Origin of the sequence: Lentzea sp. NPDC058450, assembly GCF_042721395.1 — a bacterium.
Taxonomy (GTDB): domain Bacteria; phylum Actinomycetota; class Actinomycetes; order Mycobacteriales; family Pseudonocardiaceae; genus Lentzea.
On sequence record NZ_JBHXLO010000006.1, the window covers coordinates 109804 to 126578 of the forward strand.

Genomic DNA, 16775 nt, shown 5'->3' on the forward strand with positions numbered 1-16775 from the left:
ACATGCCACTCGTGGCGCGACTTGGTTCTGGCATCCCGTTGGTCGCGCGTGACCGCGAGCTGGACCGGTTGCGTGCCGCGCTGGCACAGGCAGGTGAGGGCACCGCGGGGGCGGTGCTCCTCGCCGGCGACGCGGGGGTCGGCAAGACGCGGCTGATCGACGAGCTGGCCGCGAGCGCCGACGACACGATCATCCTCATGGGACGGTGCCTCGACGCCGGCGAGACCGGCCTGCCGTACCTGCCGTTCGCGGAGGCCCTCGGCTCCATCAAGGACGTGTCGAACCGGCCCGCGCTCGCGATGTTGCTGCCGCAGCTCGCGTTGCCGGCCGAACGCGAGCCCGGCACCGAGGGCATGATCGCGCCGAGCCTGATTCCCGGCCGGCGGCCCGAGCAGGACGTGGGGCAGCTCCAGCTGTTCGACGCGGTGCTCGGGTTGCTGACCGATCTCTCCGAACGGCAGCGCGTGCTGCTCGTCGTCGAGGACCTGCACTGGGCCGACGCGTCGACGCGGTACCTGCTGTCGTTCCTGTTGTCCCGCCTGCGTTCCCAGCGGCTGCTGGTCGTCGGCACCTACCGCGCGGACGACCTGCACCGCAGCCATCCGTTGCGCCCCTTGCTGTCCGAGCTGGTCCGGCTGCCCGCCGTCGACCGCCTGGACCTCACGCCGTTCAACGCCGCGGACGCCCGCCGGTTCGTCGAGGCGCTGTCCGACGACCTGCCCGAGGACGTCGTGCAGCAGGTCGCGGAACGGTCCGAGGGCAACGCCTTCTTCGCCGAGGAGCTGATCGCGGTCGCCACCTGCGACGACCCGAGGTCGTTGCCGTCCGCGCTCGCCGACGTGCTGCTCAGCCGGGTCGAACGCCTCAGTCCCGAGGCGCAGCACGCCGTGCGCGTCGCGTCGGCGTGGGGGCGCCGGGTCCGGCACTACCGGTTGCACGAGGTGTCCGGCATGGCCGACCTCGCGTTCGACACGGCGTTGCGCGAGCTCGTCCAGCACCACCTGCTCGTGGTGAGCGACGACGAGGTCTACACGTTCCGGCACGCGCTCGTCCGCGAGGCCGTCTACCGCGACCTGCTGCCCGGCGAACGGGTCCGGCTGCACGCCGCGTACGCCCGGCACCTGTCCCAGCGGCTCGACGAACGCGGCTCGGCGGCGGCGCTCTCGCACCACGCGTTCGAGAGCCACGACCTGCCGCTTGCGCTGAAGGCCTCCATCCAGGCGTCCAAGGAGGCCGAACGCGCGGGTGCGCCCGCGGAGTCGTTGCGGTACCTGGAGAAGGCGCTCAACCTCTGGAACGCGGTGCCCGCGCACGACCGTCCGTCCGAAGTGGACGAGTCGGTCCTGTTGCGCAGGGCGTCGTGGGTGGCGGGCACGGCGGGGCAGCCCGAACGGGCCGTCGCGTTCGCCCGCAGTGCCACCAAGGCGATCAGCGCCGAGCAGACGCCGGAGGAGGCCGCCGAGATCTGGCTGCGGCTCTCGCAGGCGTTGTCGATCCTCGACGGCAACGAGGAGGAGCACTTCCTCGTGCTGGGCAAGGCACTCGACCTCGTGCGCGACCGCGAAGCCAGCCCGACGCGCGCCCGCGTGTTCGCCGGCAAGGCCTCTTCCCTGCGGCAGCAACGAAAGGACACTCAGGCGCGCGAAGCCGCCGAGCTCGCGATCGCGGACGGCCAGACGGCGAACGCGCCTGGTGCCGTCGCGGACGGTCTCGGCACCCTCGCGATCCTCGACGACCACGCGAGCCAGCCGGAGCAGGCGAAGGAGAGCTTCGAGCGGGCGATCGACTGCGCGCGCGAGGTCGGAGCGTTCAACAACGAGCTGAGGGCCTGGTACTACTTCGGCCTCATGCACTACGACCGCGGCGATCTGGCCGAGGCCGCCCGCGTCTACAACCTGGCCGGCAACCGGGCCAAGGAGACCGGCCTGACCTGGAGCATGTACGGGCTGGAGATCCGCATCCTGCAGGTCCTGGTGCACTACTACATCGGCGACTGGGACTACGCGGCGTGGGCCAGCGAACCGCCGGGCATGGCGGTGTCCTCGACGGTCCTCGCGCGGCTGGCGTCGGCGAGCACCCACCTCACGGTCTCGCGCGGCGACCTCGCCGAGTCCGAGCGGGTGATCACCAAGCTGCGCAGCGACTGGCACCGCGACATCCAGATCGCGCTGATCAACGGCGGTACCGGCGCCGAGCTCGCGTTGTGGCGCGGCCGGCCGGAGCTCGCGGTCGAGCGGGTCACCGACGCGCTGGAGTGGGCGCGCAAGCTCGGCGGGCCGTGGATGCTCGCGGGCATCAGGATCGGCGCGGTCGGCATCGCGGCGCACGCGGAGATCGCCGCGAAGGCCCGCCGCAAACGCGACGCTGATGCCGAGGCCCAGGCCGTTCAGGCAGGTCACGAGCTCGCCGAGCACGTGCGGCTGACCGCGCGCAACGGCAAGCCGCGGTCCAGCACGCTCGGTCCGGAGGGCAGGGCGTGGCTCGCCCGCGCGCTCGCCGAGGAGTCCAGGCTGACCGGTGTGGGCGACCCGGGGCTGTGGCAGGCCGCGATCGACGAGTTCGCCTACGGCGTGCCGTACGAGCAGGCGCTCTGCCGGTGGCGGCTCGCGGAGGCGTTGCTCGGCGCGGACCGCCGGGAGGAGGCCGCCGAGCAGCTCAGACTCGCCGACGAGGTGGCGACGGGACTCAAGGCCAAGCCGCTCGGTGAGGCCGTGGCGGCCGCCGCCAAGCGGGCCCGCATCACCCTGCGGGCGGACGAACCGGTGCGCGACCAGGTCGACCTCTTCACCCCGCGCGAACGCGACGTGCTCGTCCTGGTGGCCGCGGGACGGACGAACCGCGAGGTCGGCGAGGAGCTCTACATCAGCGAGAAGACCGTTTCCGTGCACCTTTCCCGGATCATGGCGAAGCTCGGGGCGTCGCGGCGCGCGGAGGCCGTGGCGATCGCGTACGACCGGGGTCTGCTGGAATAGCCCCGGTTGTCATACCTCAGGCTGATGCGCAACGCGTCGCGGAGTTGATGTCCGCGCACAGAAAGTCGAAATAGCTTCTTCCTCATCAAGGAAACACCCCCTGTGAGGAAGGCAAGCGACATGTCTGCACTGGCGTCCGAGGTCGGGACCCGGACCGCGGCAGCGGCCCACAACCTGGTGAAGGTCTACGGCAAAGGTGACACCGCGGTGCGGGCGCTCGACGGCGTCAGCGTCGCGTTCCAGGCGGGCAAGTTCACCGCGATCATGGGCCCGTCCGGCTCCGGCAAGTCCACGCTGATGCACTGCCTCGCGGGACTGGACACGGTGGACGGTGGCGCGATCCACATCGGACAGACCGAGATCACCAAGCTGAACGACAAGGACCTGACCAAGCTGCGCCGCGACCGCGTCGGCTTCGTGTTCCAGGCCTTCAACTTGCTGCCGACGCTGACCGCCGAGCAGAACATCCTGTTGGGCCTGGAGCTCGCCGGCCGCAAGCCCGACAAGCAGTGGTTCGACACGATCGTCAACGTGCTGGGCCTGCGCGACCGCCTCACGCACCGCCCGACCGAACTGTCCGGTGGCCAGCAGCAGCGCGTGGCGTGTGCCCGCGCGCTCGTCGCCCGTCCCGAGGTCATCTTCGCGGACGAGCCGACCGGCAACCTGGACTCCCGCAGCGGCGCCGAGGTCCTCGACTTCCTGCGCATGTCGGTCCGCAAGATGGGCCAGACCGTGATCATGGTGACGCACGACCCGGTGGCCGCGAGCTACGCGGACCGCGTGGTGCTGCTCGCCGACGGCCGGCTCGCGGGCGAGATCCACCAGCCCACCACCGAGTCCGTCGTCAACGCCCTCGCGCACCTGGGGGCCTGAACCACATGTGGAAGACGATCCTCGCGGGCCTGCGGGCCCGCACGGCGAGGCTGGTGCTGTCCAGCGTCGCCATCGCGCTCGGCGTCGCGTTCGTGACGGGCACGCTCGTGCTCGGCGACGCCGTCGAGGCCCAGACCAGGGACAACTTCGCCCGCAGCGCCCGCAACGTGGACGCGGCCGTGCACACGACGGAGAACAGCCCGGACGTCGAGAAGGGCATCCCCGCCGACTTCCTGCAGAAGATCCGCTCGGCGCCCGGCGTCGAGGGCGCGGACTCGCGGGAGTACGGCAGCGCCGCGTTGCTCAGCGGTGAGGGCAAGGCCCGCAACGCGCTGGTGCAGCCGTTGCCGACAACGGAGAAGCTGCGCGACCTCGACGTCAAGGACGGCAGGTTCCCGGCCAAGGCAGACGAGGCCGCGATCGACGTCAAGACCGCGCAGGTCGCCAAGCTCAAGGTCGGCGACAGGCTCAAGCTGCTCGACAAGGACAACGCCGAGCACGTCTTCACCATCGTCGGCACCTACCAGCAGGGCGCGAGCAGCCTCTCGATGTCCGGCAGCGACCACGTCGTGGTGTCGCCGGACGGCCTGCGCGCGTTGATCCCGGACCAGCGGATCTACGAGATCGTCGCGGTCGCCAAGCCGGGCGTGACGCAGCAGCAGCTCGTCGACAACATCACCAAGGCCATCGGCCCCGGTTACCAGGTGCAGACCGGTGAGCAGCTCACCCAGGCCACGCTGGAACAGGTCGGTGACGCGGCCGGGGAGATCAGGACCTTCCTGCTCGCGTTCGCCGCGATCTCGCTCGTCGTCGCGGGCATGGTCATCTACAACACCTTCACGATCCTCGTCGCCCAGCGCACGAAGGAACTGGCGCTGCTGCGCTGCGTCGGAGCGGAACGCGGGCAGGTGTTCCGGTCCGTGCTCGCCGAGGCCGTCTTCATGGGTCTCGCGGCGTCGGTGCTCGGCATCCTGGGAGGCCTCGGCGTCTCGGCGGGCCTGCAGTCGGTCATCGGCAGCTTCGGCGGCCCGAGCGGCGGCGACACCCCGATCCGCCTGCCGATCACGTGGGTGACGATCGCGGCCGGCTTCGGCGTCGGCGTGGTCGTGACGGTCCTGTCGGCCGTGCTCCCGGCCCGGCGCGCCACGAAGGTCGCCCCGGTGGCCGCGCTGCGGTCGCAGCCGGACAGCTCGGACGACGTCGCCCGCACCGGCAAGATCCGCATCGCCGTGGCGGCGCTGATCGCGCTGCTCGGTGGCGCGGGTGTCTACTTCGGACTCCAGCAGGAGAAGGAAGAGCCCGCGATGTTCATCACCGGCGGTGCCGTGATGGTGCTGCTGCTCGCGGTCCTGCTGCTCGGCCCGCTCTACGTGCCGCTGGTGAACCGCCTGTTCGGCAAGGCGTTGCGGGGTGTTCCGGCCAAGCTGGCCTCGGCCAACGCGGGCCGCAACCCCAAGCGCACGGCGGCGACCACCGCGGCGTTGATGATCGGCGTGACCATCGTCGCGATGGTGACCGTGGTGGCCGGCAGCGGCCGCGAGACCATGAGCAAGAAGGTCGACGAGCGGTTCCCGACCGACTACACGGTCAAGTCGAACGTCTACAGCCAGCCGTTGCCGAAGTCGTTCGTCGACGAACTGGCCAAGGTGCGCAACGTCGAGAAGGTCGCGCCCCAGCTGACGGCCTACGGCGAGTCGCCGAAGCTGCAGTACGCCGACGTCACCGGCTACCCGTCCGACGCGATCGGCTCGCTGGTCCGCCCGCAGACGTCCGAAGGCTCGTTGACCGGCATGAAGGACAACGAGATCGCCATGCGGGACAAGGAGGCCAAGGAAGCGGGCCTCGCCGTCGGGTCGGTCATCCCGATCAGCGGCAAGGACATCAAGGTCGTCGCGCTGATCAAGGACAACAGCTACGGCACCGGCATCGTCACGCTGGCCACCGCCGAGTCGCTGCTGAAGGAGCCCTCGAAGGGCTACCAGAACATGCTGATCAAGCTGGCGCCCGGCACGGACATCACCCAGGCCCGCGCCGACCTCGAACGGGTCATCGCGACCTCGCCGGTGGCGGTGCTGAACTCCGCGGCCGAGATGAAGGCGGAGCTGAACGGCCAGCTCGACCAGATCCTGCTGTTCATCTGGGCCCTGGTCGGCCTGGCGCTGATCATCGCCCTGTTCGGCATCGCGAACACGCTGACGCTGTCGGTGCTGGAACGCACCCGCGAGTCCGCGCTGCTGCGGGCACTGGGCCTGACCAGGGGCCAGCTGCGGCAGATGCTGGTGGTCGAGTCGATCCTGATGGCCCTGATCGGGGCGGTCGTGGGCGTGCTGCTCGGCGCCGGGTTCGGGTGGCTGCTGGTCGAGGCGATCTCCAACCCGGAGTTCCAGATCAGCTTCTCCATCCCGTTCGGGCAGATCGGCGTGATGCTCGGCCTGGCCGTGATCGCGGCCGTCATCGCGGCGGCCCTGCCGGCCCGCCGGGCGGCGAAGAACTCCGTGGTCGCGGGCATGGCGGAGGCGTAGGACACCCCGCCCGCCCCAGCCGTCGGGGGCCGCGGGCAGGCGGGTTCGGGAGTGCGGGAAACAGGGGCCCGCACGACCGGGGGATCGGTGGAGGTCCGGTGCTGTCGGGGCACCGGGCCTCCGCTGCGTTCGCGGGTCCGCCGGTTCACGGGGATGAACCGCCTCAGCTACCCGGCTCTGACCGGGTCCAACCGGAAGTTCGCGAAAAAATCTTGAGGGCGCGCGTCACTTTTGGCCCGCAATGCCCTCTACCTGGTGTGGAGGGACGACCGGAGCGAGGGCCCGGTCGTCCCTCCACTTCGTTCCGGCGTCATCGCCACGCCTCCGCCGGCACTCTCCCCGCGTCCCGGGTTCACCCATCCGAGACGCTCAGGAAATTTCGCAAAGGTTTTTGTTGCCTGCCTCCACAAAGTTACGGAACGATGTCGACCGCTTGACACCCGCGCATCTCCCGTCGAGTGTGAGAGCGCTCTCATCACAGTTAAGCGCCGCTCACGGCGTCGTCGAGGAGGACGGATGAGCAAGAGGCTGGTCGGCAGCGCTGCTGCGGCCATGGTGATGGTCATGGTCGCCGGTTGCGGCGGGGGTTCCCAGGCTGACGGCAAGATCGAGCTGTCGCTGGGCCTCTTCTCGGACTTCGGGTACGACAAGCTCATCGAGGAGTACCAGGCCTCGCACTCGAACATCAAGATCGAGCAGCGCAAGGTCAAGATGGAGCAGCACAACACGCAGCTCGCGACGCAGCTCGCGGGTGGCCGTGGTGCCGCGGACATCGTGGCCCTCGAGGAAGGCGTGATCTCGCAGTTCCGCGCCTCCAAGGACAAGTTCGTGAACCTGGCGGAGTACGGCGCCAAGGACCTGAAGGACCAGTGGGCCGGGTGGAAGTGGAACCAGGGCACCGCCGACAACGGTGAGTTCGTGCTGGGGCTGGGCACGGACATGGGCAGCCTGGGTCTCTGCTACCGCCGCGACCTGTTCGAGGCGGCCAAGCTGCCGACGGACCGGGCCGAGGTCGCCAAGCTGTGGCCGACCTGGGCCGACTACGCGAAGGTCGCCGACCAGTTCGCGGCCGCGACGCCGAACGTGAAGTTCGTCGACACGGGCCGCAACGTCTACAAGGCGATCCTCGACCAGACCGAGGAGGGCTACTTCGCGAAGGACGACTCGTACATCGCGGAGAAGAACGACAAGGTCAAGACGGCGTTCGACCAGGCGGCGGCACTCGGCACCAAGGGGCAGACCGGTGCTCTGGAGCCGTTCAGCCAGGACTGGAACGTCGCGCTGAAGCAGGGTTCGTTCGCCACCACCACCTGCCCGGCCTGGGCGCTCGCGCTGATCAAGGCGGGTGCCGGCGACGCGGCGGCCGGGAAGTGGGACGTGACGACGGCGCCTGGCGGTGGCGGCAACTGGGGCGGCTCGTTCCTCGCCGTCCCGAAGCAGGGCAAGCACCCGAAGGAGGCCTACGAGCTCGCCAAGTGGCTCACGGCCCCCGAGCAGCAGAAGCGGATCTTCAAGGAGACGGGCAACCTGCCGTCGCAGCCGAAGGTCTACCAGGACGCCGAGGTGCAGGCGACCGTCAACGAGTACTTCAACAAGGCTCCGGTGGGCCAGATCTTCGCGACCTCGGCGGAGTCGCTGAAGCCGACCTACCGCGGCACGAAGGACTCGAAGGTCGGCCCGGTGTTCGGCACCGCGCTGACCCGCGTGGAGCAGGGCAAGCAGAGCGCGGCTGACGCGTGGACGCAGGCCCTGAAGGAAGCGACGGACGCCGCCAAGTGACGGTGACTCGTCCAGAGACCGAGGCGGCTCCGGCCGCCTCGGTTTCGCCTTCCACCGGAGCGCCGAAGCGGTTCCGGCTGAGCAACTGGGACGCCAAGTACACGCCGTACCTGATCATCGCGCCGTTCTTCCTGGTGTTCGGGGTCTTCGGGCTCTACCCGCTGATCTACACGGCGTGGGTGTCGCTGCACGAGTGGCAGCTGATCGACGGCAACCTGGGGTTCGTCGGTCTCGACAACTACGTCACGTTGTTCGGCGACGCCAAGTTCTGGAACGCGCTGTTCAACACGCTCAGCCTGTTCGTGCTCTCCACCGTCCCGCAGCTGCTGGCCGCCCTCGGGCTCGCCGCGCTGCTGGACCGGGGCCTGCGCGGCAGTGCGTTCTGGCGCGCCGGTGTGCTGCTGCCCAACGTCATCTCGGTCGCCGCGGTGGCGCTGGTGTTCGCGCAGTTCTTCGGCCGCGACTTCGGCATCGTGAACTTCCTGCTGGGGCTGGTCGGCATCGACCCGATCGACTGGCGCGCCGAGACGTGGGCCTCGCACCTCGCGGTGTCCACAATGGTCATGTGGCGCTGGACGGGTTACAACGCGCTGCTGTACCTGGCGGCCATGCAGTCCGTGCCGAAGGACATGTACGAGTCGGCCACTTTGGACGGTGCGGGCCGCTGGCGGATGTTCTGGTCGATCACCGTGCCGTCGATCCGGCCGACGATCCTGTTCACCGTCGTCACCTCGACGATCGGCGGTCTGCAGCTCTTCGCCGAACCGGCGCTGTTCGACCCCGGCTTCGCCGCCAACAACTCGACCGGCGGCTCCGACCGGCAGTTCCAGACGCTGGTGCTCTACATGTACGAGAAGGGCTTCCGGTTGTTCGACGCCGGCTACGCGGCCACCATCGCGTGGATGCTGTTCGTGGTCGTCCTGCTGGTCGCGATCGTCAACTTCACGCTGACGCGGCGCATCGCGGGCAAGGAGTGATCGCATGAAGAACGCCAAGGCAGGGCCTCTGCTCTACGGGTTCCTGGTCGCCGTGCTCGCCGCGTCGGTCTTCCCGCTGTACTACTCGTTCATCGTCGCGTCGAAGGACAACTCGGTCCTCGGCGAGAAGGTCCCGCCGCTGATCCCCGGCGGCAACCTGGTCGAGAACATCACCCGCGTCTTCGACACCGTCGACTTCTGGCTCGCGATGCAGAACTCGTTCATCGTGGCGGCGACGGTGGCGATCTCGAACGTCGTGCTGGGCACGCTCGCCGGGTTCGCGTTCGCGCGGCTGCGGTTCAAGGGCCGCGACTCGCTGTTCCTGGTCGTGCTCGGCACCGCGATGGTCCCGACGCAGCTCGGCGTGATCCCGCTGTACATGCTGATGTCCGACCTCGACTGGTACGGGACGCTGCAGGCGGTCATCGTGCCGGTGCTGATCGGGTCGTTCGCGGTGTTCTGGATGCGCCAGGCGTGCGAGGAGACCGTGCCGTACGAGCTGATCGAGGCCGCGCGCGTGGACGGCTGCTCGGTGCTGCGGACGTTCTGGCACGTCGGCTTCCCCGCCGTCCGGCCGCAGGCCGCCGTGCTCGGCATGTTCACGTTCATGACGGCGTGGAACGACTTCTTCTGGCCGTTGATCGTGCTGGACCCCAACGACAGCCCGACGGTGCAGGTCGCCCTGTCGACGCTGGCCAGCGGCTACTACACCGACTACTCGTTGATGCTCGCCGGTGCCTCCATCGCGGTGCTGCCGGTGATCGCGATCTTCGTCCTGCTCTCCCGCCAGATCGTCGGCGGGATCATGCAGGGCGCGGTGAAGGGATGACGGAATTGACGACCGACTCGGACGTCGAGGTCGGGCGCGAGGTGCTGACCTTCCCGCCGGACTTCCTGTGGGGAGCGGCCACCGCGGCGTTCCAGATCGAGGGCTCGACCACTGCGGACGGTCGCGGTGCCTCGATCTGGGACACGTTCGCCGCGACGCCCGGCAAGGTGCTCGCCGGCGACACCGGAGACCCGGCCTGCGACCACTACAACCGGTACCAGTCCGATGTGGACCTGATGAAGTCCCTCGGGCTCGCCTCCTACCGGTTCTCCGTCGCGTGGCCCCGGATCCAGCCGAGCGGCAGCGGCAAGGTCGAGGAGCGCGGGCTCGCGTTCTACGACCGGCTGGTGGACTCGTTGCTGGAGAAGGACATCCAGCCGCTCGCCACGCTCTACCACTGGGACCTCCCGCAGGTGCTGGAGGACTTCGGCGGCTGGCGCAACCGCGACACCGCCTACCGGTTCGCCGAGTACGCGGCGATCGTGCACGAACGGCTCGGCGACCGGGTGCAGGCCTGGACGACGCTGAACGAGCCGTGGGTGTCGGCGTTCCTGGGCTACGGCAACGGGATCCACGCGCCGGGCATCACCGACGCGGTCGCGTCCCTGGAGGCGGCGCACCACCTGCTGCTCGCCCACGGGCTCGCGACACAGGCGTTGCGCGCGCAGGCACCCGAGTCGCACCGGCTGTCGATCGTGCTCAACTTCAGCACCGTCTGGGGCGACGACGCGGAGGCGGTCCGCAAGGTCGACGGCCTGCAGAACCGCATCCTGCTCGACCCGGTGCTCGGCCGCGGCTACCCGTTGGACGTCCTCCAGGACACCACCTGGCTGGGTGACTGGACGAACGTGGTGCGCGACGGGGACATGGAGACCATCGCGACCCCGATCGACTGGATCGGCGTCAACTACTACAACCCGACCCGCGTCGCACCGGCCGCGGACCCGGACTTCGTGCCGGCCGGGCCGCACGCGGGCCTGCGCGGCGTCGAGCTGCAGCCGCCCCAGGGCGAGCTGACCGGGTTCGGGTGGGAGCAGAACGCCGACGCGTTCACCGAACTGCTGGTGCGGCTCTCGCAGCACGTCGACGGCATCCCGCTGGTGGTCACCGAGAACGGCTCGGCGTTCCCGGACGTGGTCGAACCCGCCGGTCGCGTGCACGACGTGCAGCGGACGAAGTACCTGGTGGACCACGTGCGCGCGGTGCACCGGGCGATCTCCGAGGGCGCGGACATCCGCGGCTACCTCGCGTGGTCGCTGCTCGACAACTTCGAGTGGGCGGCCGGGTACTCGCAGCGGTTCGGGATCGTGCACGTCGACTTCGAGACGCAGGAGCGGACGGTCAAGGAGAGCGCGGCGGCCCTGTCCCGGATCATCGGGCAGAACGGGCTTCCAGCGCACGGCTACACCGTTTAGCCGACAGGACGGGCCGAGGGGGCCTTAAGCGCTCTCACCTGCGGATACTTCTGTCCGCAGGTGAGAGCGCTCTCTTGTGTGCGGGGTGCTCAGCGCCTGCCGAGCACGCGCGGGTCGGCGTGCAGGTTCTCGGCGAGCTTGACGGTGATGAACTCGTTGTTGTCCGGCTTGCCCGGGGTGCGGCCCGACGACGACGGGAAGTTGTTGTCATTGAGGATCGCGATCGTGCGGTCGTCGAGGATCGTGACGTCCTCGATGGTCACGAACGGGAACTTGAACGGGTTCGCCTGGCCGCCGACGTGCTTCGGGTTGGCGAGGTTCAGCAGGTCGGCGACCAGCGTCTTGTCGAGCTCGCCGTTGCGGTCGCGGTCCCGCTTGTCGGCGAGGTAGACGCGCTTGACGATCGCGTCGGCACCCTGGGCGCTGTCCCGTTCGATGATCAGCAGCCGGTTGGCGTCGACCGCGATCGCGTCGCCGATCGCGAAGTTCGGGTCCTCCAGCCGGTAGCGCCACGTCTTGCCGGTGAAGGAGTTCGACGCGATGTCGAACTCGTTGAGGCGCAGCGTTCCCGGGGCGTCGCCCGCGACCGTGCCCTCCAGCAGCGCGTTGATCCGCTTGCCGTCCGGGGACAGCGTGATGCCCTCGAAGCCCTTGCTGCCGCCCAGGTTCGGGTTGCCCGCCGGGTTCTCGGGCGCGCGCACGCCGGGCAGCGGCACCGGCGGGGCCAGGAGGCGGCCCGCGCGGTCGAAGTGCAGCAGGTACGGGCCGAACTCGTCGCCCATCCAGTAGGTGCCGTCGGCGCCGCGGGTGACCGACTCGACGTCGATGTCCGTGCCGGTGATCACCCGGTCCTGCCTGGTCAAGGGGAACGGGATGTGGCCGTTCGGGTCGGTCAGCGTGATGCCGCCGAGCACGTCGACGGTGTTCTTCGCGAAGTCCGGCGCGATGCGGTGGATGCGCAGCAGGAAGTCGGCGCTGTTGGCCTTGGTGCCGTAGCCGTTGTCGGAGATGGCGTCGAACGTGCCGTCGCTGTTGCGGACCAGCCCGCTGAAGCCCTGGATCGGCTGGTCGGCGAACGGCGGCGTGACCCCGTTGATCGGCGTCGTCCCCAGCGCCGCGCCGCTCGGTTCGCTGCCGGGCAGGAACGTCTCCGCCGGGAGGAAGGCGAAGTTCGTCAGCGTGGCCTGCTTGGGGCCCTTCTGCGCGTTCACCTGCGGGGCGGCGGTCGTGGGCGTGGCCAGCGCCGTCACGGTGAGCAGGGTGAGGCCTACGGCCAGTGTTCTCCTCATGCGGCGACCTTATGACGATCGTTTTACCCGTGGTTCCCGTCGTGGCAACAACTTGCATGAACTCTTGACGTCATGACGACGACCTGGCGCATGCGCTTCGAACTCAGCGACAGCCCCGGCGCGCTCGCCCGCGTCACCGTCCGCCTCGCCGCGGCCGACTGCAACGTGCTCGCGCTGCACGTGATGCCGGTGCCCGGCGGCGTGCTCGACGAGATCGTCGTGAGCGCGGGGGAGGGCGTGCTGCCGGCGGACTTGGTCGAGGCGGTGCGGGCCGAGGGCGCGCGCCGCGTCGGGATCACCCGTGCCGACGTCCGCGACCTGGTGGACGAGTCGACCTCGGTGCTGCGCGCGGCGCGGATGGCGTTGACCGACCCGGCGCAGATGCCCGTGGCGTTGCGTTCGGTGCTGGCCGCGGACTCGGTCGTCGCCGGCGAGGCGGGCGAAGGTCAGGTCCAGTTGGGAGAGTGGGTCGTGCGGCGCGGCTGGGCGTCGTTCACGGATGTGGAACTCACGCGCGCGCAGGCGTTGATCGACCTCGTGACGTCGTCGGGGCCGTCGATGCGGCCGGTGCTGAGCGATGACGGTTTCGCGTTGGTCCTGCGCGCCGGCTCCGCCGAGGACGAGGACGCGGTCGCCGCGCTGCACTCGCGCTGTTCGATGAGGACGATGTTCAACCGCTACCACTCGGGCATGCGCACGGTTCCGCGCCGCTGGCTGCACCGCCTGCTGAGCCCGCCCCGCGGCACGACGGTGCTGGCGCAGAGCGGCGACCAGGTGGTGGCCCTGGGGCAACTCATCCACACCGGAACACCGGAGTGCGCCGAGATCTCGTTGTTGGTCGAGGACGCCTGGCAACGCCGCGGCGTGGGCGCGGCCCTGCTCAGCGCGTTGGCCGCGGACGCTCTGGGAGCCGGATTCTCGGAGCTCGTGGCGTGGTGCCTGCCCTCCGAGACCGCCCTCGTCCGCACCGCCGCCCGAGCCGGACTTCCCGCCACGACACGCCGGGAGGACGGTCTGCTCCGCGTTTCGATCAAGCCCCGCGGACAGGCCCGAACGGCGCCGATCACCGCGGCCGTGGTGGAAAAATCACGATGAACAGCGCGGAAACCCTCCTCGGAGATCGCTTGGGGCTAAGCTCTTAGCGACTCAAAGGTTTTCATCGAGGAGTGGTGGTGCTCGTGTCCAACCACGCGCGTCCGACGTTGGAAGACGTTGCCGCGAGGGCAGGGGTCTCCCGAGCCACGGCGTCACGAGTGCTGAACGCGTCCCCACGCGTGAGCCCGGAGGCGCTGGAGGCCGTCAACGCGGCCGTCACGGCCCTGGGCTACCAGCCGAACCGAGCAGCCCGGGCCTTGGTCACCCGCCGGACAGGCGCCGTGGCCGTGCTGTTCTCCGAGCCCGAGCCCAAGATCTTCGATGACCCGCACTTCGCCCGCCTGATCCGCGCCGGCGCCCGAGCCCTGGCCGACGTCGACGTGCAGATGGTCCTGATGCTCGTCCACTCGCCGGACGACCAGGCCCGCGCGCACCGCTTCCTGGCCGGCGGCCACGTCGACGGTGCCCTGGTGTTCGCGCCGCACCGCAACGACGAGCTCGTGTCGATCGTGAAGAAGCTGCCGCTGCCGGTGGTGTACGCCGGCAAGCCGTGGGGGTCGCTGCGGGGCATGCACCTCGTGGACAACGACAACGAGGGCGGCGCTGTTCTCGCCACCGAGCACCTGAAGTCGCTCGGACGCAAGAAGATCGTCCACGTTTCGGGTCCTTTGGACGAGTTGTCCGCCATAGATCGGTTGAACGGGTTCCGGTCCGCGCTGTCGTTGGACGACAAGGCGACGGCCCGGTCGACCGAGGACGGTGGGTTCACCCGGGAGGGTGGGCGGAAGGCCATGTCCGCGCTGCTGGCTCGGGTGCCTGCGCTGGACGCCGTGTTCGTGGCGTCCGACCTGATGGCCGCCGGGGCGTTGGAGACGCTGGCCGAGGCCGGCAAGCGGGTGCCTCAGGACGTCGCGGTGGTCGGGTTCGACGATCACGTGGCGATCGCCGAGCACACCTCGCCGCCGTTGACCTCGGTGCGGCAGGACTCGGACGAGCAGGTCAAGGTGATGGTCGAGCACCTGATGAAGCTGCTGCGGGATGAGACCGTGAAGAAGAAGCAGCAGATGCTGCCAACCGTTTTGGTGCCTCGCGAGTCCGCCTGATTCTTCGGGTTCCGTAGGCCGGTTCCTGTTCCAGCGGGGTTGGTCGCGTTCCTGGGGTTCCGTCACCTTGCGAGGGTGCTCGCGCAGGTAGTGACGAAAGACCTGGGGTGTGCGATTGGGGCTTGACCTTGAGCCTCTGGCGGGATGCGTTCGCGGCCTCAAAAGCCGGGGTTGAAAGCGCCCCGGCCGGACCGGACAGGTTGGCATCCCGCCCCCTCAAGGTAAAGCCCCAATCGCCTTGAGGGGCGTAACCGGCTCTGTGGCGGGCATCAGCCCGTTCGGGCTCGCCTTCGGCTTCGCGTGCCAGGTTTCGTAGGTGGTTGGCTTTGCGTTGACGGCTGCCGGTTGCGTGCGCGCGCCGGGCTAAGACGGTGGTCGCCTTGCGTTCGCGACTGCGGTGGCACCGCGGCCGGTAGGGGCTAGCCCAGGTTCTTGCAGGTGGGCGGCGGCAGCGGGTTCAGCGGGCTGCACGGCCAGCCGGACGGCGTCGGTGTGGTCGTCGTGGTCTCGGGTGGAGCGGGTGGTGGGGCCTCCGGGTTCGTGGCCGCCGGGGGTGGGGTGGTCTTCTTCGGCTGTTGCTGGGTGCTGGACGGGGCGCTGCTCTCGGCCGAGGACGAGGGAGCGCTGCTGCTCGGGGTGGAGGTGGTGGTGGAGCTGCTCGACTTGGGGGTCGAGCTCGTCCAGGTTGACGCCGGGGTTCTGCTTTGCGGGTCTTCGCCTGCCGCTCCGTGGATCGCCATGCCTACCAGCACACCGAGCAACGCTGACCCGAGCACAGCGGAACCACCTGCGGCCCACAGTGCGCGCACAGCGGTCCTCCTCTAAATGCTCACGTTTCGAAGTCGGGCGATCACGCTCCCGGCACAGTACCGGGTAGACCGGATGCAGGAGAACGCTCGCCCTGATGCCTTATCGGTTCCTTGATGGCCCCGGTTGAGTGATCGCTGTCACTGAACTGTGATCCGGGCGAGCACCAGACTGGCCCCGGAAAGGCCTGCCACCAGCACGGTTCCGGTCAGATGCCACGTCGGAGCGTCACCCGAGCAGGTGAACACCTCGGTGAAGCGTTCCGTGGAGCAGGTGACGAACGGGACCGAGGAAAGGGCTATCGAAGCCGCTGCCACGCCGCCCAGCAGGGCGGAGCCGAACGTGCGCATGAGCGGGAACGCGGCGTTGACGGTGCCGACGGCCGCGATGGCGAAGAGGAGCGGGACGGGTCTGGGGAAGAGACCGGTCAGCGCGCAGCCGACCATGAGGACGCCGAGCACGGCCTGGCCGATCCTCGCCTGTGTCGCCACGGCGAGGACCCTAACAACTCCGTAAGCTCTTTTCGGTCCGGTTTGGGCCAGTATTTTCGGTATGCGCCAGCGTCGTTTCCTGATTCCCGTCTCAGTTCTCGTGGTCGTCGCACTCGGGGTGGGGCTGTACCTCTTCCAGCCGTGGCGGCTGCTCACGGTTCGTGAAACGCACGACGCGTTGCTCGTGCCGCCGGCGGCAACTCAGAGCACTTCCGCGACCACTTCCCAGGCTTCTGCTCCGGCCGCGAGCGCGCCTGCCGAAACGCCGGAGGAGGTCGCCGCGGGCGAGTGGCGTTCACTGGAACACGCGACCACCGGTAAGGCGAGCCTCATCAAGCTGCCGGGTGGCGCGCATTCGGTCCAGTTCGCCTCGCTCGACACCAGCGACGGCCCTGACCTGTACGTTTACCTGTCGCCGCACGCGTCGAGCTCGGCGGAGAAAACCTTCGGTCAGGGATTCACCAGCCTCGGCAAGCTCAAGGGAAATCGTGGCGACCAGGTGTACGAAATTCCCGCGGGAGTGGACGTGTCCGCCATTCGGAGTGTCGTCATCTGGTGTCAGAGGTTCAGTGCCGGCTTCGCCGTTGCACCGTTGGAACAAGCCTGAAACACGGGCACGAGAC

The 16775-nt window shown here is 69.2% G+C and carries 13 protein-coding genes; 11 read left to right on the plus strand and 2 right to left on the minus strand.

Annotated features, from left to right (window positions below):
• The first annotated feature begins 2 nt into the window (after window positions 1-2).
• From ACFWNN_RS12135 to ACFWNN_RS12165, 7 genes are all read left to right on the plus strand, one after another.
• Window positions 3-2972: a helix-turn-helix transcriptional regulator gene (locus ACFWNN_RS12135; RefSeq protein WP_382439928.1), complete on the plus strand. Its 2970-nt coding sequence runs from the start codon at window positions 3-5 to the stop codon at window positions 2970-2972.
• Window positions 2973-3092: 120 nt separating this feature from the next.
• The gene (locus tag ACFWNN_RS12140) at window positions 3093-3845 is read left to right on the plus strand and encodes an ABC transporter ATP-binding protein (protein WP_382439929.1); all 753 of its coding nucleotides are present in this window, start codon (window positions 3093-3095) and stop codon (window positions 3843-3845) included.
• Window positions 3846-3850: 5 nt separating this feature from the next.
• A complete protein-coding gene (locus ACFWNN_RS12145) occupies window positions 3851-6367 on the plus strand; it encodes an ABC transporter permease (RefSeq protein WP_382439930.1) in 2517 nt (838 codons plus the stop codon).
• Window positions 6368-6883: 516 nt separating this feature from the next.
• Window positions 6884-8146: an extracellular solute-binding protein gene (locus ACFWNN_RS12150; protein WP_382439931.1), complete on the plus strand. Its 1263-nt coding sequence runs from the start codon at window positions 6884-6886 to the stop codon at window positions 8144-8146.
• 77 nt (window positions 8147-8223) lie between these two features.
• On the plus strand, window positions 8224-9123 hold the full coding sequence (locus ACFWNN_RS12155) for a carbohydrate ABC transporter permease (protein ID WP_382440127.1): 900 nt from the start codon (window positions 8224-8226) through the stop codon (window positions 9121-9123).
• Window positions 9124-9127: 4 nt separating this feature from the next.
• Window positions 9128-9952 carry a carbohydrate ABC transporter permease gene (locus tag ACFWNN_RS12160; RefSeq protein ID WP_382439932.1) on the plus strand — a complete coding sequence of 275 codons (825 nt, stop codon included), beginning with the start codon at window positions 9128-9130 and terminating at the stop codon, window positions 9950-9952.
• Window positions 9949-11367, plus strand: a complete 1419-nt coding sequence (locus ACFWNN_RS12165) for a GH1 family beta-glucosidase (protein ID WP_382439933.1) — start codon at window positions 9949-9951, stop codon at window positions 11365-11367. Before ACFWNN_RS12160 ends, ACFWNN_RS12165 begins: the two co-directional genes overlap by 4 nt.
• Window positions 11368-11456: 89 nt before the next feature.
• On the opposite strand, the gene ACFWNN_RS12170 is transcribed toward ACFWNN_RS12165, so the two are convergent.
• The gene (locus tag ACFWNN_RS12170; protein WP_382439934.1) at window positions 11457-12656 is read right to left on the minus strand and encodes an esterase-like activity of phytase family protein; all 1200 of its coding nucleotides are present in this window, start codon (window positions 12654-12656) and stop codon (window positions 11457-11459) included.
• A gap of 72 nt (window positions 12657-12728) precedes the next feature.
• Here ACFWNN_RS12170 and ACFWNN_RS12175 point away from each other — a divergent pair, with 72 nt between their 5' ends.
• The 3 genes from ACFWNN_RS12175 (at window position 12729) to ACFWNN_RS12185 (ending at window position 15679) form a co-directional block, all read left to right on the plus strand.
• Complete coding sequence (locus ACFWNN_RS12175) at window positions 12729-13751, plus strand: GNAT family N-acetyltransferase (RefSeq protein ID WP_382439935.1); 1023 nt, start codon at window positions 12729-12731, stop codon at window positions 13749-13751.
• Between the two features lie 74 nt (window positions 13752-13825).
• Window positions 13826-14854 (plus strand): LacI family DNA-binding transcriptional regulator, encoded by a 1029-nt coding sequence (locus ACFWNN_RS12180; protein ID WP_382439936.1) that lies wholly within the window; start codon window positions 13826-13828, stop codon window positions 14852-14854.
• 438 nt (window positions 14855-15292) lie between these two features.
• Window positions 15293-15679, plus strand: a complete 387-nt coding sequence (locus ACFWNN_RS12185; protein ID WP_382439937.1) for a hypothetical protein — start codon at window positions 15293-15295, stop codon at window positions 15677-15679.
• A gap of 122 nt (window positions 15680-15801) precedes the next feature.
• On the opposite strand, the gene ACFWNN_RS12190 is transcribed toward ACFWNN_RS12185, so the two are convergent.
• Window positions 15802-16152, minus strand: coding sequence for a hypothetical protein (locus tag ACFWNN_RS12190; RefSeq protein ID WP_382439938.1), 351 nt, complete (start codon window positions 16150-16152; stop codon window positions 15802-15804).
• 61 nt (window positions 16153-16213) lie between these two features.
• On the opposite strand from ACFWNN_RS12190, the gene ACFWNN_RS12195 reads away from it, so the two are divergent.
• On the plus strand, window positions 16214-16759 hold the full coding sequence (locus ACFWNN_RS12195) for a DM13 domain-containing protein (protein WP_382439939.1): 546 nt from the start codon (window positions 16214-16216) through the stop codon (window positions 16757-16759).
• Window positions 16760-16775: the final 16 nt, after the last annotated feature.

Excerpts from the sequence above, each read along its gene's own strand:
- ACFWNN_RS12150 (WP_382439931.1), top strand. The coding sequence starts at position 6,884 with ATGAGCAAGAGGCTGGTCGGCAGCGCTGCTGCGGCCATGGTGATGGTC.
- ACFWNN_RS12165 (WP_382439933.1), top strand. The coding sequence starts at position 9,949 with ATGACGGAATTGACGACCGACTCGGACGTCGAGGTCGGGCGCGAGGTG.
- ACFWNN_RS12170 (WP_382439934.1), bottom strand. The coding sequence starts at position 12,656 with ATGAGGAGAACACTGGCCGTAGGCCTCACCCTGCTCACCGTGACGGCG.
- ACFWNN_RS12195 (WP_382439939.1), top strand. The coding sequence starts at position 16,214 with ATGCGCCAGCGTCGTTTCCTGATTCCCGTCTCAGTTCTCGTGGTCGTC.
- ACFWNN_RS12135 (WP_382439928.1), top strand. The coding sequence starts at position 3 with ATGCCACTCGTGGCGCGACTTGGTTCTGGCATCCCGTTGGTCGCGCGT.
- ACFWNN_RS12160 (WP_382439932.1), top strand. The coding sequence starts at position 9,128 with ATGAAGAACGCCAAGGCAGGGCCTCTGCTCTACGGGTTCCTGGTCGCC.
- ACFWNN_RS12140 (WP_382439929.1), top strand. The coding sequence starts at position 3,093 with ATGTCTGCACTGGCGTCCGAGGTCGGGACCCGGACCGCGGCAGCGGCC.
- ACFWNN_RS12145 (WP_382439930.1), top strand. The coding sequence starts at position 3,851 with ATGTGGAAGACGATCCTCGCGGGCCTGCGGGCCCGCACGGCGAGGCTG.
- ACFWNN_RS12175 (WP_382439935.1), top strand. The coding sequence starts at position 12,729 with ATGACGACGACCTGGCGCATGCGCTTCGAACTCAGCGACAGCCCCGGC.